Annotated in this window: 24 protein-coding genes; 10 read left to right on the forward strand and 14 right to left on the reverse strand. The window is 43.7% G+C overall.

Annotated elements, in window-relative coordinates:
* From AC1DWN_RS11905 to AC1DWN_RS11960, 12 genes are all read right to left on the reverse strand, one after another.
* Positions 1-457, reverse strand: a 457-nt coding sequence (locus tag AC1DWN_RS11905) for a hypothetical protein (RefSeq protein ID WP_477559114.1), incomplete at its 3' end; no start/stop codon positions are given.
* 113 nt (positions 458-570) lie between these two features.
* Positions 571-1,362 (reverse strand): tyrosine-protein phosphatase, encoded by a 792-nt coding sequence (locus AC1DWN_RS11910; protein WP_477559115.1) that lies wholly within the window; start codon positions 1,360-1,362, stop codon positions 571-573.
* Between the two features lie 202 nt (positions 1,363-1,564).
* The gene (locus AC1DWN_RS11915; protein WP_477559116.1) at positions 1,565-2,542 is read right to left on the reverse strand and encodes a diaminopimelate dehydrogenase; all 978 of its coding nucleotides are present in this window, start codon (positions 2,540-2,542) and stop codon (positions 1,565-1,567) included.
* A gap of 131 nt (positions 2,543-2,673) precedes the next feature.
* Positions 2,674-3,933: a Glu/Leu/Phe/Val family dehydrogenase gene (locus AC1DWN_RS11920; protein WP_477559117.1), complete on the reverse strand. Its 1,260-nt coding sequence runs from the start codon at positions 3,931-3,933 to the stop codon at positions 2,674-2,676.
* Between the two features lie 314 nt (positions 3,934-4,247).
* Positions 4,248-5,141 (reverse strand): DMT family transporter, encoded by an 894-nt coding sequence (locus AC1DWN_RS11925; RefSeq protein WP_477559118.1) that lies wholly within the window; start codon positions 5,139-5,141, stop codon positions 4,248-4,250.
* Positions 5,142-5,233: 92 nt separating this feature from the next.
* Positions 5,234-6,307, reverse strand: coding sequence for an ABC transporter substrate-binding protein (locus AC1DWN_RS11930; protein WP_477559119.1), 1,074 nt, complete (start codon positions 6,305-6,307; stop codon positions 5,234-5,236).
* Positions 6,304-7,107, reverse strand: coding sequence for an ABC transporter permease (locus AC1DWN_RS11935; protein ID WP_477559120.1), 804 nt, complete (start codon positions 7,105-7,107; stop codon positions 6,304-6,306). Before AC1DWN_RS11935 ends, AC1DWN_RS11930 begins: the two co-directional genes overlap by 4 nt.
* Positions 7,091-7,909: an ABC transporter permease gene (locus tag AC1DWN_RS11940; protein WP_477559121.1), complete on the reverse strand. Its 819-nt coding sequence runs from the start codon at positions 7,907-7,909 to the stop codon at positions 7,091-7,093. The genes AC1DWN_RS11935 and AC1DWN_RS11940 overlap by 17 nt, the downstream gene beginning before the upstream one ends.
* A complete protein-coding gene (locus AC1DWN_RS11945; RefSeq protein ID WP_477559122.1) occupies positions 7,899-9,008 on the reverse strand; it encodes an ABC transporter ATP-binding protein in 1,110 nt (369 codons plus the stop codon). The genes AC1DWN_RS11940 and AC1DWN_RS11945 overlap by 11 nt, the downstream gene beginning before the upstream one ends.
* Before the next feature lie 240 nt (positions 9,009-9,248).
* A complete protein-coding gene (locus tag AC1DWN_RS11950) occupies positions 9,249-10,286 on the reverse strand; it encodes a serine hydrolase domain-containing protein (protein ID WP_477559123.1) in 1,038 nt (345 codons plus the stop codon).
* Between the two features lie 265 nt (positions 10,287-10,551).
* Entirely contained in the window at positions 10,552-12,792 is a 2,241-nt protein-coding gene (locus AC1DWN_RS11955) for a YhgE/Pip domain-containing protein (RefSeq protein ID WP_477559124.1), read from the reverse strand.
* Between the two features lie 77 nt (positions 12,793-12,869).
* Positions 12,870-13,445 carry a TetR/AcrR family transcriptional regulator gene (locus tag AC1DWN_RS11960; RefSeq protein WP_477559125.1) on the reverse strand — a complete coding sequence of 192 codons (576 nt, stop codon included), beginning with the start codon at positions 13,443-13,445 and terminating at the stop codon, positions 12,870-12,872.
* A 346-nt stretch (positions 13,446-13,791) separates the two neighbouring features.
* Between AC1DWN_RS11960 and ytxJ the strand changes: the two genes are divergently transcribed.
* Both ytxJ and AC1DWN_RS11970 read left to right on the forward strand, forming a co-directional pair.
* Positions 13,792-14,130 (forward strand): bacillithiol system redox-active protein YtxJ, encoded by a 339-nt coding sequence (ytxJ, locus tag AC1DWN_RS11965; protein ID WP_477559126.1) that lies wholly within the window; start codon positions 13,792-13,794, stop codon positions 14,128-14,130.
* Positions 14,131-14,353: 223 nt separating this feature from the next.
* A complete protein-coding gene (locus AC1DWN_RS11970; protein WP_477559127.1) occupies positions 14,354-15,601 on the forward strand; it encodes an S-layer homology domain-containing protein in 1,248 nt (415 codons plus the stop codon).
* 328 nt (positions 15,602-15,929) lie between these two features.
* Here the strand turns inward: AC1DWN_RS11970 and AC1DWN_RS11975 are convergent, their stop codons facing one another.
* A complete protein-coding gene (locus AC1DWN_RS11975; RefSeq protein ID WP_477559128.1) occupies positions 15,930-16,298 on the reverse strand; it encodes a hypothetical protein in 369 nt (122 codons plus the stop codon).
* A gap of 330 nt (positions 16,299-16,628) precedes the next feature.
* Here AC1DWN_RS11975 and AC1DWN_RS11980 point away from each other — a divergent pair, with 330 nt between their 5' ends.
* Positions 16,629-17,036, forward strand: a complete 408-nt coding sequence (locus AC1DWN_RS11980) for a DUF1761 domain-containing protein (protein WP_477559129.1) — start codon at positions 16,629-16,631, stop codon at positions 17,034-17,036.
* Positions 17,037-17,163: 127 nt separating this feature from the next.
* Here the strand turns inward: AC1DWN_RS11980 and AC1DWN_RS11985 are convergent, their stop codons facing one another.
* Positions 17,164-17,400, reverse strand: a complete 237-nt coding sequence (locus tag AC1DWN_RS11985) for a DUF6953 family protein (protein ID WP_477559130.1) — start codon at positions 17,398-17,400, stop codon at positions 17,164-17,166.
* 247 nt (positions 17,401-17,647) lie between these two features.
* Here AC1DWN_RS11985 and AC1DWN_RS11990 point away from each other — a divergent pair, with 247 nt between their 5' ends.
* From AC1DWN_RS11990 to AC1DWN_RS12020, 7 genes are all read left to right on the forward strand, one after another.
* Positions 17,648-18,097: a MarR family winged helix-turn-helix transcriptional regulator gene (locus AC1DWN_RS11990; protein WP_477559131.1), complete on the forward strand. Its 450-nt coding sequence runs from the start codon at positions 17,648-17,650 to the stop codon at positions 18,095-18,097.
* Between the two features lie 33 nt (positions 18,098-18,130).
* Positions 18,131-19,108, forward strand: coding sequence for an aldo/keto reductase (locus AC1DWN_RS11995; RefSeq protein WP_477559132.1), 978 nt, complete (start codon positions 18,131-18,133; stop codon positions 19,106-19,108).
* 130 nt (positions 19,109-19,238) lie between these two features.
* On the forward strand, positions 19,239-19,718 hold the full coding sequence (locus AC1DWN_RS12000) for a glutathione peroxidase (protein ID WP_477559133.1): 480 nt from the start codon (positions 19,239-19,241) through the stop codon (positions 19,716-19,718).
* A gap of 86 nt (positions 19,719-19,804) precedes the next feature.
* A complete protein-coding gene (locus AC1DWN_RS12005; protein ID WP_477559134.1) occupies positions 19,805-20,533 on the forward strand; it encodes a peptidylprolyl isomerase in 729 nt (242 codons plus the stop codon).
* Between the two features lie 123 nt (positions 20,534-20,656).
* The gene (locus AC1DWN_RS12010) at positions 20,657-21,229 is read left to right on the forward strand and encodes a DUF6143 family protein (RefSeq protein WP_477559135.1); all 573 of its coding nucleotides are present in this window, start codon (positions 20,657-20,659) and stop codon (positions 21,227-21,229) included.
* A gap of 240 nt (positions 21,230-21,469) precedes the next feature.
* Positions 21,470-21,664, forward strand: a complete 195-nt coding sequence (locus AC1DWN_RS12015) for a sporulation protein Cse60 (RefSeq protein WP_477559136.1) — start codon at positions 21,470-21,472, stop codon at positions 21,662-21,664.
* A 2-nt stretch (positions 21,665-21,666) separates the two neighbouring features.
* A complete protein-coding gene (locus AC1DWN_RS12020) occupies positions 21,667-21,810 on the forward strand; it encodes a hypothetical protein (RefSeq protein ID WP_477559137.1) in 144 nt (47 codons plus the stop codon).
* Positions 21,811-21,968 lie beyond the last annotated feature (158 nt).

The following is a 21,968-nucleotide window of genomic DNA, read 5'->3' on the forward strand; positions in this document are numbered from 1 at the left end:
GAGCAATATCGTCAACTGTGAGTGTTACACCTGCAGCTTCCGACAGACCTTTCAAATAGTCTTTATGGAGTATACGCTTTGCTTCAAGATCAGTCTTCCAATTAGAACTAACCGGAACAGATAGTAGATCCTTAATTACAGTTTTAAATCCCTCACGTTTTTCTTCTGGAAGACGTACTGTGATAGCATCCAGAATTGTGTTGCCAGGTGCCGAAAGAGCAGCCTCAATTTCCAAACGGAATGCATTTACTGCAGTAATTCCTGCAGGTGTAAGTGCTGCATACAATTTGCTAGCCTCAGTCAAGAAATCTGCATTAGAACCAGTTGCCGCATAAGCAACCCCACTTACTCCAAGCTTCTCCGCCAAACCTTTGTTGCTAAGCGGAATGCCAGCAAATGCAGTCAAAGCTACACTTGCAGCGATTGTTGATACTGCTAATTTTCTTCTAAACGTCACTTGTGCTCACCTCTATGATTTAATTAGTTCATCCATCTAATAGATGAATGAACTTAAAAGCCGAATAGAAACAAACCTATGTAATTAAATCCCATGCAAAAATGCAATGATTTCTATCCTTTCGAAAAAAAGGAAAGAAATTGACGGATTTTCCCCTTGGCTGGAGTTGATTTAGTTATAAGAGGGGCACTGCCAAATGGTTTGTCTTCCACTACACATTTTGCATTGTTGCGATAATAGGTCTCCCAGTCATCCCCCATACGATCATTTATGCGATCATAAGCTTCACGCAAACGAAAGCCTCTGCGCTCAATATGATGGGCATCTGATGATACGATATGAATGAGACCGTCTTTGCAAAGCGACCAAGCCGTTTGCTCGATACGTTTACCAAAGCCCCCTAATAACGAATGTGTTGTAACCTGTGCGAACGCGCCTGCTTCAACTAGCTCAGCCAGTCTCTCTGGGTGCTGCACAACTTCCGCATTACGTTCGGGGTGAGCAATAATAGGTTTGAGATTCAATATGGAAAGTTCGTGGATTACATCAAGCATAGCCTTCGGTATACGAGAGGATGGCATCTCTATTAATACATAACTAGAACCGGCCAAAGGGAGCAATTCCTTTCTATACCATGCCTCTAGCAGATCATCATGTACCCGAATCTCTTGTCCGGTTACTATAGTAACAGGCACACCTGCCGAAATTAACTGTTCGTTAATTTGACAGGTGTGCTTCATTACTTTATCTGCTTCATTGATATAGGTTCCATTGGCGTGGTGAGGCGTAGCGATGATGGTTGTAATACCCTCAGAAACGGCTGCCCGGGCCATATTCAAGGTATCATTCCAATTCGCCGACCCATCATCCAATCCGGGTAGTATATGCGTATGAATATCTATCATGCTGTTATTCACTTCCTAGTAAAATATATTCAAATTCATCCATCGAACTACTTGAGCATATTTTACCATATTGAAGTGAAACAATCAGCAATTCTCGTAATAATTCGACAGCTTGCCTTTCACTTTTCTCATTATATCCTACATTTACCAAGAATGTAAGTAAAATTGTGGAAATTATGAGTTTTCGACTAATTATTTAGTCTTAAAGTAGCTGTTTTCGGAGATCATGCGCGGATTTTGGTGAAAGATAGGCAAAAGGTATGTCGAACACTGTCTTTGCTCCTACTTGCCCTTCATGAGCAAGCTTGTAAGCTGCTCTTGCATAGGCCACAAGTACGCTTGCTGTAAATTCTGGGTTGCTGTCCAGCTTCAGTCCAAACTCAATAATTTGAGTACTGTTCTGGCCCGTCTTACCACTGCGCAGCACCATACCGCCATGCGGCATAGTTGAGTGATTAGCCTTTAATTCAGCTTCATCGATAAAGTGAACGGTTGTATCGTAGTCGGCAAAATAGTTCGGCATCGTACGAATTTCCTCCGCAATCACCTCCTGATTCGCGCCTTCCTCCGCTACAATGTAACAATCGCGAAGATGCTTCTCTCTTGTCGAAAGCTCAGGGTTTTCACCGCTGCGCACTCTATCTACCGCTGCTTCGTTAGGAATCGTGTATTGCACACCATTTTTAACACCATTCACACGGCGGATAGCATCGGAGTGGCCTTGGCTTACGCCTTTGCCCCAGAATGTATATTCATTACCTTCTGGCAATATCGATTCTGCTAGCAAGCGGTTCAAGGAAAACAAGCCTGGATCCCAACCTGTTGAGATCACGCTAACTTTACCATTAGCTCTTGCAACCGCATCAACCGCATCAAAAAACGCTGGGATTTTCGCATGCGTATCGAAGCTGTCGACCGTATTGAACAAGCGCGCAAAAGCAGGCACTTGCTCAGGAAGGTCAGTCGCGGAACCGCCGCATAATACCATAACGTCAATCTCGCCAACGAACTTCTCTGCATCTTCGATCGAGTAAGCTTTTGTTTCAGAAGGAATCGAAGCTGGATCTCTTCTTGTGAAGATTGCATCCAGTCTAAGGTCAGGGTTTTGTTTAATGGCAAGTTCTACGCCTCTACCCAAATTCCCGTAACCTACGATGCCAATACGTATCAGCTGCGTCATTTTGTTGCACCTCTTCTGTTTTATCAATACTTAATCAAGCGTAAACGGCTGTCGCCGTCCTTGGCGGCAAATCTCGTTTCGCGTTGAATTATAAGCATATTATAAGTGTGAAACTTATAAATTCTTATAATTTAAATCCAGCCTCTTGCTTCCATTGCAGATGCGATGCGTTTAATCGAAATCATGTAAGCTGCAGTACGAAGATCTGTACCATATTCTTTCGCTAGGTCACGAACAGCTACATAGGATTTAATCATGTTTACTTCAAGCTTCTCTAGAACTTCTGCTTCGCTCCAGTAGTAGTGTTGAAGGTTTTGTACCCACTCGAAATAAGATACAGTTACGCCGCCTGCATTAGCAAGAACATCTGGAATAACGGTAATTCCTTTGCTATGAAGAACGCGATCCGCTTCTGGTGTTGTTGGACCATTTGCAGCTTCAGCAATAATTTTTGCATGAATGCGATCAGCATTCACAGCTGTAATTACATTCTCAAGAGCAGCTGGTACAAGAATATCAACTTCAAGCTCAAGAAGAGCTTCATTAGTAATAATTTCACAATCGCCATACTCACGGATAGAAGTTGTGTCCTTCAATACGCTAACTTGCTCGATATCTAGGCCATTTGCATTGTAGATAGCTCCTCTGGAGTCACTAACTGCAACCACTTTGCAGCCTGCTTCGCTAAGTAGACGAGCAGCGATTCTGCCTGCATTACCGAAGCCTTGAACAGCAACAGTCGCATTGGCTACTGGAAGGCCAGCATCCTCAAGCGCGGCTAAAATCGTATAAACGCAGCCTTGTGCTGTCGCTTCATTACGACCTTGCGAACCACCAATGATAAGCGGTTTGCCTGTGATTACTCCTGGAGAATATTTTCCGCTTAAACGGCTATAAGTATCCATCATCCAACCCATGATTTGCGGTGTTGTATAAACGTCTGGTGCTGGAATGTCTTTATCAGGACCAACAAAATCAGAGATCGACTCCATGAATGCACGGCTTATGCGTTCTAGCTCACCCTTGCTGAAATCATGAGGATCACAAATAACGCCGCCTTTACCGCCGCCATAAGGCAAGCCGACAACGCCACATTTAAAGCTCATCCACATGGAAAGTGCTTTAACTTCATCAATCGTTACGTCCGGGTGAAAACGAATGCCGCCTTTAGTCGGCCCAATCGCATCATTATGTTGAGCACGGAAGCCCTCAAACACACGAATAGAACCATCATCCATACGAACAGAGAAGCTTACAGACAATACACGCTTAGGACGTTTTAAAATAGCGGTAACATGCTCTGGCAAATTCAATAGAGCTGCTGCTGTGTCGATTTGTTGCTGAGCGATTTCGTACGGATTTAATGTTTCTTGGACTGTACTGACTGTCATTCCCGATCATTCCTTCATTATTGGATTTGACTCTTTTCTAAAGCCACTTTCTCAATTTTAACTGTTCCATTCTCATTTTAAAAGATTTTTTTTCGTTATTTAGTGCAAATGTTTCATTTCTTTGTCCATTGTCAAATATCATTTCATGCGATGGGACTTAAACTTACACAAAAAACAAGAAACAACCCTTTAATTTACAATAATAAACAATTAAAAAATTCAAAACGAACAAAAAGCTGACACGCAATAGATAATCTATTGTGAAGTCAGCTTTTTGTAATTTCATAAAATATGGGTTTCAAGTATTCAAATGGTTAAATTTTCTTGCGTTCTATGGTGATCCATACCAGCCCTGCTGCCATACATGCAGCTCCGCACATCTGCAGCAATGCGATTTTCTCATCAAACATAAAATACCCTGCAATGACAGCAGCCGCCGGGACTGCGTAGCGGAAGAAATTAGACCGAGTCGCTCCTACCTTGAACATGCAAGCATTCCACAAAACAAATGCTAAGACTGTACAGATAAGGACGTTATAAGCGATGGAGAGATAGTGGCCTGCGCCAAGCGATGACCAATCGGTTTGCCCCCAAGCCCCAAATGTCAGCGGCACCATGAATAGTGACCCGAAGGCAATCGTCCATGTGCTCACGCGCAATGCTGAATATTGCTTCATCAACGACATAGAGGCGAGATTGAACAGCGGACCAACGATACTGATACCGAATGCCATAGCGTTGCCCAGCATATTTTCAGAGGTTAGTGTAAAGCCCTCTCCCCCGCCTAAGATCACGAGGCTTACACCCACGAGTGAAATGGCTCCCCCTACAATTAGTCTCATTGTGATGGATTCCCGAGTAAAGAATGGGGCGAATAACGCGGCAAAGATTGGCCAAGGCGCTACGTTGAGCAGTGATGCATTCGCGAGTGTCGTATATTTAATCGAATACATGACCGTAATTTCAAGTACCGTTATACCGACGAGGCCGATTAGAGCCAGCTTCGGAACGATTCGCCATGGAATGCCAACGCTTCCCTCAGTAAGCTTCAAAATAATAAAAAAGAACGGAACAGCCAGTCCAAAACGTAAAAAAGAAAACACAATTGGATTAAACGAATCCATTGCGAGACGTGATATCGCGAAATTCGCTCCCCATACAACGGCTATAAGCACCAAGCCGCCGTAATTCAACCACCTGTTATTCATTTCTAACTTCCCCATTTGCGCTAGTTTGTCTATATATGTCATTCAACATACATCATAGCATGCGCAAGTGGGGTTGTAATCGCTTTTATTGGTTATTTCCTATGCATTTTAAACTCTAAGAACAGCTCGTTATAGTGGGCCAGCATTCTTTTGCCAAGATTATCGTAAACTTCTAGCTTAGCTGTTATCTCTTCATTAGGGTAAAAGCGTTCATCACTGGAAATCTCCTCAGGAAGCAGCGCAAGTGCCGAGGTGTTCGGAGTCGAATAGCCTACGTATTCCGCATTTTGGGCAGCTACCTCAGGATTCAGCATGAAATTAATAAATTGATGAGCTCCTTCGATATTGCGAGCCGTCTTCGGAATGACCATATTATCGAACCACAGATTAGAGCCTTCCGACGGCACGACATAATCGAGCTTCTCGTTCTCATCCATTATCTCAGAAGCATCGCCAGACCACACAAGACCAACGGCCGCCTCTTCGTTCGCAAGCAGCATTTTAATCTCATCGCCAACGATTGCTTTGACATTAGGTGTTAGCTTGGACAGCTTCGTCTTCGCCTCTTGCAGATGCGCTTCTTCCGTGTCATTAAGTGAGTAGCCTAAGCTATTCAACCCCATGCCCATTACTTCACGCGCACCGTCCAGCAGCAAAATTTGATTACGGAGGCTTTCATCCCATAGTTCATTCCAACTAGAAAAAGTCAAATCACCTACCAGCTCTGGATTAAACACGATACCAACTGTTCCCCAAAAGTAGGGAATGGAATAGRCGTTGTCCGGATCAAAGGACAGATTCATAAAGCGCGGATCGATATACTTCAAATTTGGAAGCTTCGAATGATCGAGCTTGAGCAGCAAATTGTCCTCTTTCATTTTACTAATTGCATATTCGGAAGGGATGCTGACATCGAACGTTGTTCCGCCTTGTTCAATCTTGGTCATCATCGCCTCGTTGGAGTCGAAGGTTTGGTAAATAACTTTGATACCTGTCTCCGCTTCAAACTGCTCAAGCAGTTCTGGATCTACGTAATCTCCCCAATTGTAAATGGTAAGTGTATTGTTGCCGCTGTAGCCTTCGCTATCATTCAAATAGTTGATCAAATAAATGAGCCCGAATGAAACGACAAACACAACAACGAACATGCGCAACAGTTGTTTCATCGGTGGCCCTCCTTCAAGGTCTGCTTGCTGTTGCGGCGGTTAATGAAGTAGTAGCCCACGACCAGCATGATTGTAAATAAGAAAATAAGCGTCGACAGCGCGTTGATGGATAAGGATACCCCTTGGCGCGCCCGTGAATAAATCTCGACGGATAGCGTAGCGAATCCATTCCCTGTTACGAAGAAGGTAACCGCAAAATCATCAAGTGAATACGTGAGCGCCATGAAGAAGCCTGCAAATATGCCAGGTTTAATAAAGGGCAGCATAACCTTTGTCAGCACATCCCATGAACTAGCACCCAAATCACGCGCAGCATCAACCAGCGTCGGACTCATTTCCTGCAGCTTCGGCAGTACCATGATGACAACGATTGGCACGCTGAACGCAATATGCGACAGGAGTACCGAGACGAAGCCAAGTTTAATGCCGATAATCGTAAACAATATTAAGAAAGAAGCGCCGATAATAACATCCGGACTAACAATGAGCACATTGTTCAGCGTTAGCAGCGTTTGCTTCGGTCGATTGCTGCGAATGTGATGAATCGCGATCGCACCTATAACACCCAATATAGTTGAGATAGTGGAGGACAGCAATGCGATAACGAACGTATTCAGCACAATAATGAGTAGACGAGTATCCTCGAATACTTCCTTATAATAATCAAGCGTGAAGCTTTCAAAGTTCCGCATAGAGCCGCCGCTATTGAATGAATAGAACATTAAATAGAAAATCGGCGCGTACAGAATAGCAAATACAACGATTAAGTAGATATTGGACCATTTATTTTTTCCGGGCATCTGTTAAACCTCGCTTTCGATTACCTGTCAACAGCATCATGATGGCCATCGCTATAATAAGGAATACAGCAATCGTCGCCCCCATGCCCCAGTCCTGTGTAACTAGAAAATGCTGCTCAATTGCCGTTCCGAGTGTGATTACTCGATTGCCCGCAATGAGACGTGTAATCATAAATAGCGACAGCGCTGGAATAAAAACGGCCATACAGCCGGACTTCACGCCGCTGAGAGTCAGCGGGAAAACAACACGGCGGAACGTAGTCATTGCCGATGCCCCTAGATCTCTCGCCGCATAAATAAGGGTTGGATTCATCTCTTCAAGCGCGTTGAAGATCGGCAAAATCATAAACGGGATAAAGATGTATACTGATACAAATACAAAGCTGAAATCCGTGAAGAGGATCTGTTTCGTGCCAATACCAACTAGCTCCAGAACGGAATTAGCAAAGCCGTATGTACCGAATAGACCGATAAAGGCGTACGCTTTTAAGAGCAAATTGATCCAGCTTGGCAAAATAATGAGCAGCAGCCACAGCTGCTTATGCTTCGTTCTTGTCAGCAAATAAGCAGTCGGATAGGCGACAAGCAAGGAAATGCTCGTAATGAGAAAAGCATACCAGAACGAGCTAATCGTCATTTTCAAATAAACCGGTGTAAAAAACTTCGCATAGTTGCCAAACGTAAACTGGCCTTCTACATCAAAGAATGAGTAGTAAATAATAAGCACAATCGGCGCTACGACGAATAGAACGATCCACGCCATATAGGGGATGAGGTAGAAGCCGCGTGATTTATTCGTCATCGCCGACCTCACTATATGCTTCTAAACGTTTATCAAACTCCTCTTCCGTCTCTCCAAGTCGCATAACATGTATAGCCTCGGGATCAAAATCCAGCCCGATTTTCTCGCCAACCGTCGCTTTGCGCGTCGAATGTACTAGCCATTCATTGCCTGCTTCATCCAAGCAGCAAATCTCATAATGCACACCGCGGAACAGCTGTGAATCGACAAGAACCTGCAGCTTCCCTTGCTCCAAAGAAGTAATCTCCAAATCCTCGGGTCTGATGACAATTTCGATCGCCTCGTTCGGATTCAGACCCTGATCGACGCATTCAAAGGAATGTCCCGCAAATTCCACCACAAAGTCGCGAGCCATCCGGCCCGGTACGATGTTCGACTCTCCGATAAAGTCAGCGACAAAACGGCTAATCGGCTCATCATAGATGTCGTTCGGCGTTCCGCTCTGTTGAATCTTTCCTTCATTAATTACAAAAATTTCATCAGACATCGCCAGCGCTTCTTCTTGGTCATGCGTAACGAAGATGAATGTAATGCCAAGTCGACGCTGCAGCTCACGCAGCTCATATTGCATTTCCGTCCGGAGCTTAAGGTCTAGTGCAGATAGGGGCTCGTCCAGCAAAATGATTTCCGGCTCGTTAACAATCGCACGTGCGATCGCAACACGTTGGCGTTGGCCGCCGGACATCTCGGTAATTTCCCGTGATTCGTAACCGTTCAAGTTGACGAAGCGCAAAGCTTCTTTTACTTTAGCAGTCACATTTGCGTTTTTCAGCTTCTTGATGCGCAGTCCAAAGGCAACATTTTCAAACACGTTAAGATGCGGGAACAGCGCGTAATCCTGGAATACGGTGTTCACTTGACGCTCGTTCGCTGGCACACGGTTTATTATTTTTCCATTAAAATAAATTTGGCCTTCCGATGGTTCGATAAAGCCGGCAATTAATCTAAGAATCGTCGTTTTTCCGCAGCCAGACGGGCCAAGCAATGTATAAAATTTTCCGCGTTCGATAGTAAAGCTAACATCTTTCAAAATGGCTGAGTCGTTATGGTCATATCGCTTGGTTACATGCTCGAAGCGAATAATCGTTTGATCGGACATATCATATTCCCCTTTACTGTTTAGAAGAAACAATAGTGATTATACAGCATCTCCGAAAAACGGCAAGAGTAAGCATGTATAGGATGTATAGATAGAGCCTATAAGGGCTTAATTCGCATAATTTTTCGATAAACTGGTACTAATTACTGGGTAGTACTAGCTTTTATTCCTGCGCTAAGCAAAAAAGAAGCCTTCTATTTCTAGGCTTCTCAAGTTTAATACCTTACCTTTGCTCTATTACTAACCCTCGTCTATATTGGATAAGCAGCTAACTGTCACATTCCATAGTTTTCGGTAGTTCGACCCGTCTGCATGAAGCTTCTGACTGTTGGTAACCAACACCCCGACAAACTGGATCTCTGGATCCAGCACCAGCATACATCCACTGAATCCAGGGTGGCCCATTGCCGATGACGACATAAGGTCTCCGAAGCATCCATAGTTGTCATGCCAGCCTTTAACCCATAATGCCGGCGTCTTATTGAAACGGTTATTCGTCACTTCTCTTTTCATCAGCTTTGCAGCAGCTTTGGAGAATACTTGCCTTCCCTCAAACCGTCCATCCTCAAGCAGCATCACCCCGAATCGAAGCAAATCGGAAGCTGTAGAATACAAGCCGCTATCTCCCGTGGTAGCCAACCCTTCTAATTCTTTAACAGGGCCGTTATTGCCGCCATCGTATGGCAAAGTAGATGTCCCTGGCGCTGAGCTGCTTGTTTGAAAAGTGGTATCGATCATTCCCAAGGGTTCGAATAAATAACGTGTTCCCAGACTATCTAAGCACATACCACTCGCCTTCTCCATAATATCCATCAGGATCGTATACCCTTGCGTATAGTAGCCGGCGTTTCGATCTGCAACCTCGGTAATCGGATGATTATAAATCTGTTTCTTATACGATTCGATTTTTTCAGGAGTAGGCCAAGGGGGACCATTCAGCGGCGATTCATACCCAGCTGTATGCAGCATCAATTGAAGGATAGTATGCGGATATCTATAGGAGGGGATATATTTTGTTACCGGATCATCCAGCGAAATGATGCCCTTCTCAGCCAATTTGACAGCAAGAGAAGCCGTTATCACTTTAGTGACAGAGCCGACGTTAAATGAAGTATCCTTCTGTATAACTATTTCTGAACCGTTAGAAGTAAGTACGGATCCACTGTACGTCTCATAAGTATTTCCATTACTTGAAAGAGCGAGGGAATAACAATTAGTCACCTTTTCATGAATTAATTGATCAAGATATCGGACAATCTCATTCGGACAATGTATCATAGTAAACCCATCCCACCTTATCCATTAGTAAACGGTTCTGTAGCCCATGATAGCATAGTAAAAAGAGTCAAAAGCGACATCGAATCAGCCCATCGTTGATTTTGTCTCTATTATCTACTCTTTTGGATGCGCTGTCATTAAAAATGTGAATGAAGTTTTCTCGTCAAATCACGTGAGGCGGTTCATGTTGGGGTTATAATTTTAAAATAGAGATTTCTAAGCGCAGCAAAAAACCGGCCAAGTCGGCCGGTTTTTTGGGTTCTTATTAGTGTAAAGCAGGTTTTGCTGCTGTATCTAAGTTTTCGTTCTTTGTTTTGCGATGATTTACCGTGAAATAAGCGAGTGTTAATACTGCGAATCCTAACGTAAATCCAGCTAACACTCCAGCGTCTTTCCACATGGAGCTGAAATCGCCGCTGGATATGACACTTTTGAGACCAGAAACCGAGTAGGTCATCGGCAACCACGGTGTCACTTTTTGAATCCAGTTTGGTATAAGCTCCAATGGGAACGTACCAGCTGAACTAGTCAGTTGGAAAATCAAAATGACAATAGCGACAAATCTTCCTGGTGTACCAAGCGTCACTACGAGGAACTGAACGAGCATCATAAAGGTTACGCTCGTCAGTATAGAGTACAACAGGAACATCGATATACTCTGGACTTCAAGGCCAAGTATGAATATCAGAGCTGCATCAGCGATAAGCGCCTGAATCGTACCAATCAATATGAGTGTCAATGCCTTGCTCCAGAACCAGCTCCATCCGTTTGCCGGACGAATCGCAGGCTCGCGTACCGAATAAACAATCGTAATAAGCAATGCTCCTACATATAAGCCAAGTGATAGGAAATAAGGAGCAAAGCCTGTTCCATAGTTAGGAACCTCGTTGAACTTCTCAACACCGAGCTTAATCGGATCAGCGAACATGTCAACCATGCCATCTGTCAGCTCAAGTCCTTCTGTTTTGTCCGTTGCTTCACCTAGTTTGCCGGATAGCTCATGTGTACCGTCATCCAGCTTAAGCAACCCCGTAGCTACCTGAGCAGCACCGTCTTCCAATTGCGTTGTTCCGTCTACGAAAGGAATCACATTTGCAGATAACTGACTGAGACCCGAAGTGAGCTCAGAAGCACCGCTATTCAACTGTGACGCCCCCGCTGCTAGCTTAGCTCCTCCTGCACTTGCTTCTGTCAGCTTGGAGCCAAACTGTGTCATACCATTCGTCAGCTGATCAGCACCTGTAATCAATTGCTTGCCGCCAGCTTCAAGCTTCTTTCCGCCAGCTGCCGCTTCTTGCAGCTTCGTATCAAAAGTACCAAGCCCTGTATTGATTTGTGTAAGGCCATCATTCAGCTTATTTGCGCCGCTACTTAGCTCTGACTGACTTGCAGAAGCCTTCGTCAATTCTGCCGAAAGCTCTTTACTTGCAGCTAGCAAGGAACGGAAGCTCTCATCCTTTGCCAGCTCCGAATCCGCTTGTGCCAGCTGCTCTAGTCCGCTGGCCAGCTTAGCTGCTCCTGCTTTTAAATCTTCCGTTCCTTTCGCAGAAGCACTCAGGCCTCCTGCGAGCTGACCTGACGCTTGCTGAGCACTAGTAGCGCTCTCGCTCAACTGCTTGCTTGCACCAGATAGCTGTGACAAGCCATTACTTAAATCAACTGCCCCGGCACCTAGCTCACCAGCGCCATCGCCAAGCGATGCTGCCCCTGTGTTAAGCTGCTTTTGTGCAGCTTCCAGCCCGGAAAGTCCGCTTGCTAAGCTAGCAGCGCCTTTGTTTAGATCCGTACTGCCGAGCTGTAATTTCTGTCCGCCCGCATCAAGCTTGGCAACACCCTCTTGCAGCGTCAATGAACCGCTAACAAGCTTACTAAGGTTTTGCTGGATTAACACCGCGCCATCCTTTGCTGCTGTCGTGCCATCCGCAATTTCGCCAGCACCGTCGCTCGCTTGACCAATACCATCAGCCAGCTGCTCCATTTGCTCAAACACGGTACGTGTATAAGCAGCCGTCACCTCTTTGTTCAACATCGACTTCATCGTTTCAATCGCCGAGTTGCCGATTTGAGACGCTAGAAAGTTATAGCTTTCATTAGGTAAGTAGGTTAACTCCGCCGGTATCGGATTTTTCGACGTCAAAGTAGTTGTTTTTTCCGTAAAATCCGCTGGAATTTCAATAGCCATATAATAGCTGTTATCCTCAAGCCCAGCCATCGCTTCTTCTTTACTTACGAAATCCCAATTAAATGTCGGGTTTTTCTTTAGCTCTTCCTCAAAATCTTTACCGACATGCATGGCCTCACCATTAAACTCTGAACCAGCGTCCGAATTAACGATCGCGACCGGTAAATCATTTAAGCGACTGTAAGGATCCCAGAAAGCTCCGAGGAACATCGCCGAATACATAACCGGAATCGTCAGTACTGCTAAGACTGGAATAAGCACCTTCTTATTGCGTGCGATTGCCGCTAGTTCCCTTCCAAATTGCTGTAATCCTTTCAGTTTCAAACCTTCCACTCTCCCATTATACTAGTTGACCATAATTGTCATTTAGTCATTTTATAGTGTAAAAAAAGGCATCCGACCTATTCCGGAGCCAGTCCTTCCTGCAAATAAAATCGCAGCTGCTCAGTAACCTCCCGCATCTTCAGCGGTTCATGCGTCTTCTTCCAATCGACCGTAAGCGCCATATAGAGCTTCAACATAATAAATGCTGTTAATTCAGGATTACATTGCTTAATCTCGCCTTTATCAACTGCAAGCTGCACCTGATGTTGAATATAGCCTACGACTGCCTTCTCCAACTGCTCAATACCTTCAACCGCCATCGGCGTACCAATTTCCCGCACCTCATGCGCCAGTTGAACCGCCAGCTCATGCTCCTCACGAAATACAAGCAGCTGCTCTAGAGCGACATTCAAATTATCGAAAAATAGCCGATTCGGATCAACAGCCTTCTCCGCAACTCGCTTCATCTCTTTGATTAGTCGATTCATTATTTCCTGAAACAACTCTTCCTTATTAGCAAAAAAAGTATAGATCGTCCCTTTGCCGACATTCGCTATCCGTGCAACCTGATCCATCGTCGTCGCTTTGTAGCCAAACAAAGCAAATGACTTTGCCGCCGCATCTACAATTTGCTGCCGCCGATCTACTGCCATCTCATCACTCCTAAGCGTATATTTCTGACGCCGTTTATGATTGCTCCCTAGAAACTGACCAAAAAACCAAATCAGTCATTTCGATAAATGTAATCATAACATGGCTTTTATATGATTGCAAATAACTATGTAAAACTAACCGTGCTATCCCACAGCATTCCGATATGACTTTCATTAGCAAAATAAGATATAATACTTATACTAACCAAGCGTAAACGGCTGTCGCCTTCCTCTTCGGCTAAAGCATTCGTTTCGCGAAGATATATAAGCACATTTATAAGTGAAAACTTATAAATTCTTATATATTAAATAATCCTGCTCAGCAGACAAAGGAGTGCTTTCGTAAATGTCTTACAAAGAAATTACAACTGCAGAAGAATGGAACAGCGTCTTTGAAAACTCTGACTCCCGCCCGCTCGTTGTGTTCAAGCACAGCACGACCTGCCCCGTGAGTGCGAATGCTTATAAAGAGTTTAATGACTACTTGGACAGCAAGCCTAATGAAGGTGTCGATTATGTTCTTGTTAAAGTAATCGAATCACGTCCGGTATCGAATCAAATTGCTGAGGATACGTCCGTAAAACATGAATCCCCGCAAATTCTTTATATCGATAAGAAGAAGAAGGTTTGGACAGCATCGCATTGGTCAGTAACAAAGGCGCATATTACTGCCGTTCTTGACTAAATAGCTTTTCTTCTACTATAAAACTCCCGAGCATTCGCCCATTTGGCGCGAGTGTTCGGGAGTTTTTTTCTTGAGATATTCCCTCAGTCCTCTTGCAGCCCGTTCTTTATAGAACTATCTACTAATATTGTTGGTTCAATATACCCATTCAAAATTGTGACATTATATGATTATCTAAAGATTGTCGGAATAAATCGTTTTTTCTATACTAGGGGGATCAGTTATGAAGCGTTTCGCTTTAGTTTTTGCCGTTTTATGTATGTTAATGTCAACTTTTTCAGGTCAATTAGCAAATGCAAATGCAAAAGCAGCAGTCACAACTGCCGCATTTAGTGATGTTAAAGGCCACTGGGCAGAAAAGACTATTACAGATATGGTCACTCGTGGGGTTTTAGAAGGATATCCAGATGGGACTTTTCGCCCAGAAGCGCCAGTACAGGTTGATCAGTTTATTAAGATGCTTATCCTCTCCAACACGGACCTGCACCAAAATGGCGCGCGCAGCTGGAATCCTCTATTCATACAGTCGCTAAGTCAGGAGAACCAGTCCATTCTTAAGCAGGATTATCGGTATTTCGACTTCAAGCCGAATCCTGTCGGTTATTGGGCGAAGCTCTTTATTGATGTGGCCAGCGATCTTCATTTTCTGAACAAAAGCCGCTACAGCGACTTCCAAGCCGAGATGACTCGTGAGAACGTTGCAGAAATTATTTATTACACCTTGCAGGAAACGGAATTTCTTGAGGATGGATTATTCGGTCAAAAAATGGCCCAAGCCTACGGCGACATAACGAGTGCTACAGAGCGCGAACAGCGATTTATCGCGGAGACACTCGTAAAAGGGATTATGCAGGGCTATCCCAACGGCTTCTTCGGAGTTGGCGATACGGTCACTCGAGCGGAATCGCTTGTGATTCTAAATCGGTTGACCGATAATTCGAAGCGAATAGCTGTAGAGGTTTCTCCTGATAAACTGGAGCGTATCGTTCCTACAATTGGCGGCGGTCAAAAAATCATCATCTTCCCAGACAAACGGATGTGGGATGCTTATGAAGCGCTGCTCCAGGTTGGACAGCTGCGCGGAGCCAATCACGATTTGTACGAAACAACTCTTCGTTTGTTCAAGGATCAAGATGAGAAAAATAGTGTACAGACTCGCCCAGCAAACTCGACCTCTATCAATGAGGAGGCAGCTATCTGGCTCGATCCGCAATATAACACATATGGCATCACAATGAGACTGCGTGAAGGAACGTTGGCTCGCAATAAAGAGGTGGTTGAACAGTTTTCAAACCAATTATTCGGCTATAACTCTATTGCGTTCCGTGAGCTTTTCAATGACATCTGCACGAAAGTCGAAGAAAACAAGAAAGTGGCATCTCAGCAGCAGCTTATCGGCAACGATAACGTTAATATCCAAATCGACATAGCCGCCAAAACCGTCATCTTCTCCATAGCAGCTAAAAAATAACATTCTAGGTGGTTCTTGTTCCAACCTCCCCCTCCCCCTAATTCACAGGGAGATGGAGGTTTTATCAGCCAAAAAAGCTGTAAGCTTGATTTTCAGGCTTACAGCTTCTTTTTTGGTTAGTTTTTGAGCTGTAAGCTCGATTTTCCGCCTTACAGCATGTTAAAAGCCAGTATTCTTACTAAAATCGCCGCCGTAAGCTCACTTTTGATGCTTACAGCCGTTTTTCGGGTTAATTTATGTGCTGTAAGCTCGATTTTCGCGCTTAACGTTTGGTGGTGGTGGAGCTCATGAGGTCAATTGCTCCTCAGCTCAGATACTATATTTATCATTATGAAGACTGGCTTAAACGGTTAGTACCTGCTAGACGAGCTTTCGAATGTTCCTTCACTTGAACGGAACTGTTCTGGATGGTTCTTAGCGTTTCAGTCAGCTCCATAAACCAAGACTCATCTCTAGTTGCAAGCGCCATATCAATTAGATTATGCATGAGCTGGGTATCCTCCAACGAAATCACGGGTACGCTTTTGAGCCAATGTTCACGTACAGCTGCTATTTTACCTACAATGTTATCGTTATCCGACTTCACCACATATACGCTTACGATTTTGTCCAACTCATTAATTGAATCAATAAAACCATAAATTAACTCGCCACCCTGCGCCTTGCCTTGAACCCAGTCACTTATTTTAAAATCCATTCTCCTGCACCACCTATCTTCAAAAGTAAGTACATCCTTATAACTGTAACCAAATTGTATACATTTGAAACATGATTCTCTCTACTATTCCAAGAAAAGCACCGATTACAACTAATCACATTCACACCATGTTCAATTGGCTATACTGTGATATTAATTGTTACAGTTCAGTTTGTCAATAGCTCCAATACGAACTTGGGCCCCAAATACGATAGTTTTTTAACTGTATCTATCTTGTTTTTATAGCCTCAGCATCCGATAATGAGTTCATGAGCCTCGTCTAATCTGGGACAGTAAATACAAAATGAAAATGAAATGAGGAGAATAAAGATGTTCAATGTTTCAGACATTAATATTTGGGGCGTTTTATTAGCTACAATTGCAACAATGGTGATTGGGTTCTTATGGTACTCTCCAGTATTGCTCGGCAATCAGTGGGTGAAGCAGCGCGGTTTAAAGATGGAGGATATATCTGGCGGCGGTCCATTTACTTATGTGCTAACCGCATTAACTGCGCTCGGCGGGGCATTTATTTTAGCTCTTCTGATTACGCTCACGGATGAGGCTACTGCGGTTTCTGGACTCATTATGGGACTTCTAATCGGGGTCAGCATCTCACTCAAAATTGGCATGAACTACTTATTCGAAGGTCATAAGTTAGGGCTATATTTGATTACAATTGGCTATCATCTAGTATCCTATTCCATAGCAGGTCTGATTATAGGTATCATACAATAGTGCATTACAATTGCTGAAAAAAGGACCATTTTGAGATAAATGATCTGCAACCAGAAGGATAGGCACTTCGAAAAAAATGCCCGTCCTTCTGATTGCAAAATCCTCATCCTTGAAAAAATGATTAGCTCTAACTCCAGCCCCAGAAGAAACCGTCTCTCTCCCAAGCCGCTCTGCCGTTATGCAGCTTTCGGAACGCTTTTTTTACGTCTTTGCCTATTGATTGATTGCCATTGTCGTTAATATAAATAAAGTGCTCACCAAAGTGACTCATAATATGAGCAACAGCTGCGCTTTGATGTAAAATACCTGCGGACTTCACTTCGTTCAACATCCACTCTGCGACATCGTCAGCCGTATACGACATTTTTCTCACTCCTTTATCAAAGAAACGTTGTAACTATAGCATACTTAGCATTATATCCACAATAAAACACCGTATTCTACCCCCTGCCGATCCCGTTTTAAGATCGTCACCCCGCCATTTTCAGATTAACATCCTCCCCTTTCCAACTAACGTACTAACGATTGACAGTTCATTTGTTTTTCCTCTATATTATATTTATAACAATTTAATTTCATTAAATTTAGTTTTACTCTTTGGAGGCTACAACATGAACAGCGATGAAACATTAAAACTAGACAATCAAATATGCTTCGCCCTTTATGCTTGCTCACGTGAAATAACGAAGCTGTACCGCCCAATGCTTGAGGAAATCGGCTTAACCTACACACAATATGTTACGATGCTTGCTCTATGGGAGAAGGATCTTGTAACGGTGACTTCACTTGGGAACAAGCTGTACCTTGATTCCGGCACACTGACTCCATTGCTCAAAAAACTAGAAGCAGCAGGTCATATTACACGTACTCGCGATCGGAATGATGAACGCAGTGTGGTTGTCGAGCTAACGGAACAAGGCAAAGCATTGAGAGCTAAAGCCGAAGACATTCCGTTTCAATTATTTTGCAAGCTGGACTCGACACCCGAGGATGCGACCTTGCTGTTAGGGCAAATGCACGAGCTTCTTCAAAAAATCCAGAGTACTTCTTCAAAAAGTTAGTCAAGTTCAAAACCTAATAGGGGGAATTCAAAAATGTCGCTATCTAAACATCGCCAATTTGGACCCACAAATTTGCGGCTTTCACCGCTTGGACTTGGCTGTTGGCAGTTCAGTAACGGAACCGGACTGGTCGGTAAGTTTTGGCCGGTTCTTCAAGGAAATATAATCAATGATATTGTAAAAACGAGCTACGAAGGCGGTATGAACTGGTTCGATACGGCTGAAATTTACGGTAATGGACAATCTGAGCAGCTTTTAGCCCGTGCACTCAGGGAGACTATTCCTGCTGATGATCCTATTTTCATAGCTACAAAATGGTGGCCATTTTTCCGTACAGCAGGCAGCATCACGAAGACGATTGATGAACGAATAAGACAGCTTGAGAATCATAAAATTAATCTATACCAGGTCCATCAACCGTTCTCGCTCTCCACCGTAAGCAGTGAGATGAAAGCGATGGCTAAGCTAGCTGCAGACGGTAAAATACAACATATCGGTGTAAGCAATTTTTCAGCGAAGCAAATGCGTGAAGCAGATCGTGTCCTACGGGAATATGGTCTGAGGCTAGCCTCGAATCAAGTGAAATATAATTTACTGGATCGGCACATTGAGCATAACGGTATTTTGGAGACGGCAAAGGAGCTTGGCATTGCTATTATTGCCTACTCGCCACTACAGCAAGGTATTTTAAGCGGTAAGTTCCATCACAACCCAGAGCTTGTAAAATCGATAACTGGCCCTCGTAAATGGAGCACCTCATTCCGCACAGAGGGACTAAACCGCTCGAAGCCTCTAATTGAAGCACTCGAACAGATAGCCGATCGTTATGATGCTTCAGCAACTCAGGTTTCTTTGAACTGGCTTATTCACGCCCACGGCGATACTGTATTCGCTATTCCAGGCGCATCCAAGCTGCACCATGCTGAGCAAAATGTAAAAGCCATGCAGTTTAAACTAACGGTCGATGAAATGGACGAGATTAACGAAGTCGCACGATTTGTCAGTCGTTAACCACCCCGCCTTCCCATTTTCAAATATGGCTTTATGTCCTTTTTTTGAAAATGGGTTCATTGACACCACCAATTAAATTGTATACAATTTAATTATAAGAAATTCATTTTAAATATAGGAGGCAAATTATATGTCTATATACAATTTTGAAGTCAATACGATCAAAGGTGAGCAGCAAACACTCACTCCTTATAAAGGGCAAGTTATGCTAATTGTTAACACTGCTACCAAATGCGGTTTTGCACCGCAGTTCAAAGGCCTTCAAAAGCTTCAGGATGATTACAAAGACCAGGGCTTTGCCGTGCTGGGCTTCCCCTCCAGCCAATTTGCTAATCAGGAGCTAAGTGATGATCATGCAATCGCAGAGGCTTGTGAAATCAATTTCGGTGTATCCTTTCCGCTATATGGAAAAATTGATGTTTACGGAAGCAATGCACACCCTCTATTCAAACATCTAACTAAGGAAGCACCCGGGTTTTTGGGTTCGAAGGTGATCAAGTGGAATTTCACAAAGTTTCTTGTCGATCAGGACGGTAAAGTCGTGAAACGGTTTRGTCCAAAGGATGAGCCCGCTTCAATCGCAAGCTATATCGAGAAATTATTGAAATAACAAGTTTTGCAACTGACGAAATTGGCATTCAAAACGTCTCCTATGCTAAAATACAAAGTGGATAAATAACTAGGAGGATGTTTTTTATGCTGCAGAACAAAAAGCGTTTTGGAACGGTACTACTACTAATGATCGCTCTGCTCGTCGTTATTTCTGGATGTGGCGGAACGAAAGGCTTATCAGGCAACGATAGTCTCGGCTCTGGAAATACTGGCAATGCAGGCAATACAACTGCACCACCTGCAACTGAGACACCCGTACCAGAAGGTCCCGAGCTTCTAGGCGCGGACAAGCACCCTGTCGTAACCATTACAACAAGTACAGACAAAACAATTAAGATCGAGCTTTATCCTGAAGTTGCTCCTAATACGGTAAATAACTTTATTTCACTCATTCAAAAAGGATTCTATGATGGACTTATCTTCCACCGCGTTATGCCTGGATTTATGATTCAAGGCGGCGACCCGGATGGTACAGGTATGGGTGGCCCTGGCTACGGCATTCCTGGAGAATTTAGCAAAAATGGCTTTGAAAACAAATTATCACACACGCGCGGCGTATTATCTATGGCTAGATCGGGCGACCCGAACTCTGCTGGTTCCCAATTTTTCATCATGGTTAAGGACTCTGTCTTTCTAGACAGTGAATATGCTTCCTTCGGTAAAGTCACTGAAGGTATGGATGYGGTTGATGAAATTGTTAATCAAAAAACAGATGCTAATGACAGACCTACAGACGACCCAATGATTTCGATGAAAAAGGTAACTGTAGATACGTTAGGCATGACTTTTGAGGAACCAAAGAAAGCAGAATAACAAGCAACCGTGGACTGTTTGATAAAATAGACCTCGCAGCAAATAGCAGAAAGGAGCCAATCGGCTCCTTTTTTCTTTTCCTCATTGCCGATTTAACTAGGCATGAACTACGAGTTTCATCATATGGTGGAATATAGAGATGCTATAAAGGATGGTGGAGCTATGTATTCCTATATGCCCGTTAGTGTGGTGAATGTAACAAATCCACTTAGCAAATCACTGATGGGCAAATATTTTTTAGGTGAGACAGACCAGTTGGATCCTACTGATTCAAACCGCACATGGGCAGCATTAATAAATCCACCTAACTCAGGTGTTCATTTGTATTTCGATGTCTATGTGCTAAGCAACCTCTCTAATGATAAGCTCGTCTCTCAAATCTGCTTCTGTTCCAACTTACCCACGCGCGGCAAGCAATCACATGAAGTGTCCACGGCCAACCTAGCTTTTCAACCTACACCGTTGCCCCATGGACAAATTCAGTTCGGAAGCCATCTGGATACATCATCCTTAGCAGCCACTCCAGTCTCCACAAGGGTAATCCCCTCCTATTCAAGTGTATCTAGCGAAAAAGCTGGTCACTGGATTATCGCACCAGGAAAAGCTATCCTGTTCACACTCACCGGTTCTACGGACCACCCAGCTCCTGCTGTCATATCTTTTGGGTGGTGGGAAGAGATTATTGGGCGTTACTAGTGACTACATAGGATCAAGCCCTCGTGTTATTGAACGGGGGCTCTTTCATTATGTAGAAACGACTCCCCTGAATCTGAATGACTCATTATCGTCTTGTTATAACTTAACATTGCAGTCATCAGTTGACACTCTTACCCCTCAATGATATGTTGAACGTATGCAGGCATTCCGCGTCAGTTGCGGGGTGCCTATCTCTATGCAAAATAATAACAACTGTTCCTATCAAGGAGGTGATATCGCATGATACAAGTGAGGGAATTTATTGATACCGATACCGTTTTTGCCGAAAAAAGAGCAAATGAATTTTTGGCCGAGCTAGAGGAAGATCAAGTCGTCAACATTTGTTATGGTTCTATGATCAAAACAACCACATCAGGTGCGACTTATCAAAGAAGCACGATATTGGTTGTCTACAAACTTATCAAAAAGGAGTAATCATGAAAGCTGGTGATCACATCTCTAAGCCTGATCAAGGTCCTAAAGATCGCTACGAGAGCTTCTTCAAAGCTCTCTCTCTTACAGCGACGATTTGCCTAATCGTAATGGCTATTAGCTATATTGTATATCTGATTGTTGTTTAACAATAACGTTTGTTTACATTCGTCATACTAGTTATCCAGGAGGCTACCTATGAAGAACATGACAGATAATCGATTATATAAGTTGAAAAGCGGAATCTTCAAAAAGCCATAGTTACTTTAATACGCATTGTTAACCCGCCATTAAGCAGATAAGCTTA

It is taken from the genome of Paenibacillus sp. P4_A7, assembly GCF_056402455.1.

Bases quoted from the DNA above. Each gene is read 5' to 3' on its own strand.
- AC1DWN_RS11990 (WP_477559131.1), top strand. From the start codon at position 17,648: ATGAACAGCGATGAAACATTAAAACTAGACAATCAAATATGCTTCGCC.
- AC1DWN_RS11945 (WP_477559122.1), bottom strand. From the start codon at position 9,008: ATGTCCGATCAAACGATTATTCGCTTCGAGCATGTAACCAAGCGATAT.
- AC1DWN_RS11940 (WP_477559121.1), bottom strand. From the start codon at position 7,909: ATGACGAATAAATCACGCGGCTTCTACCTCATCCCCTATATGGCGTGG.
- AC1DWN_RS11920 (WP_477559117.1), bottom strand. From the start codon at position 3,933: ATGACAGTCAGTACAGTCCAAGAAACATTAAATCCGTACGAAATCGCT.
- AC1DWN_RS11995 (WP_477559132.1), top strand. From the start codon at position 18,131: ATGTCGCTATCTAAACATCGCCAATTTGGACCCACAAATTTGCGGCTT.
- AC1DWN_RS11925 (WP_477559118.1), bottom strand. From the start codon at position 5,141: ATGAATAACAGGTGGTTGAATTACGGCGGCTTGGTGCTTATAGCCGTT.
- AC1DWN_RS11975 (WP_477559128.1), bottom strand. From the start codon at position 16,298: ATGGATTTTAAAATAAGTGACTGGGTTCAAGGCAAGGCGCAGGGTGGC.
- AC1DWN_RS11910 (WP_477559115.1), bottom strand. From the start codon at position 1,362: ATGATAGATATTCATACGCATATACTACCCGGATTGGATGATGGGTCG.
- AC1DWN_RS11950 (WP_477559123.1), bottom strand. From the start codon at position 10,286: ATGATACATTGTCCGAATGAGATTGTCCGATATCTTGATCAATTAATT.
- AC1DWN_RS12020 (WP_477559137.1), top strand. From the start codon at position 21,667: ATGAAAGCTGGTGATCACATCTCTAAGCCTGATCAAGGTCCTAAAGAT.
- AC1DWN_RS11970 (WP_477559127.1), top strand. From the start codon at position 14,354: ATGAAGCGTTTCGCTTTAGTTTTTGCCGTTTTATGTATGTTAATGTCA.
- AC1DWN_RS11915 (WP_477559116.1), bottom strand. From the start codon at position 2,542: ATGACGCAGCTGATACGTATTGGCATCGTAGGTTACGGGAATTTGGGT.
- AC1DWN_RS11985 (WP_477559130.1), bottom strand. From the start codon at position 17,400: ATGTCGTATACGGCTGACGATGTCGCAGAGTGGATGTTGAACGAAGTG.
- AC1DWN_RS12015 (WP_477559136.1), top strand. From the start codon at position 21,470: ATGATACAAGTGAGGGAATTTATTGATACCGATACCGTTTTTGCCGAA.
- AC1DWN_RS11935 (WP_477559120.1), bottom strand. From the start codon at position 7,107: ATGCCCGGAAAAAATAAATGGTCCAATATCTACTTAATCGTTGTATTT.
- AC1DWN_RS11980 (WP_477559129.1), top strand. From the start codon at position 16,629: ATGTTCAATGTTTCAGACATTAATATTTGGGGCGTTTTATTAGCTACA.
- ytxJ (WP_477559126.1), top strand. From the start codon at position 13,792: ATGTCTTACAAAGAAATTACAACTGCAGAAGAATGGAACAGCGTCTTT.
- AC1DWN_RS11960 (WP_477559125.1), bottom strand. From the start codon at position 13,445: ATGGCAGTAGATCGGCGGCAGCAAATTGTAGATGCGGCGGCAAAGTCA.
- AC1DWN_RS12010 (WP_477559135.1), top strand. From the start codon at position 20,657: ATGGTGGAATATAGAGATGCTATAAAGGATGGTGGAGCTATGTATTCC.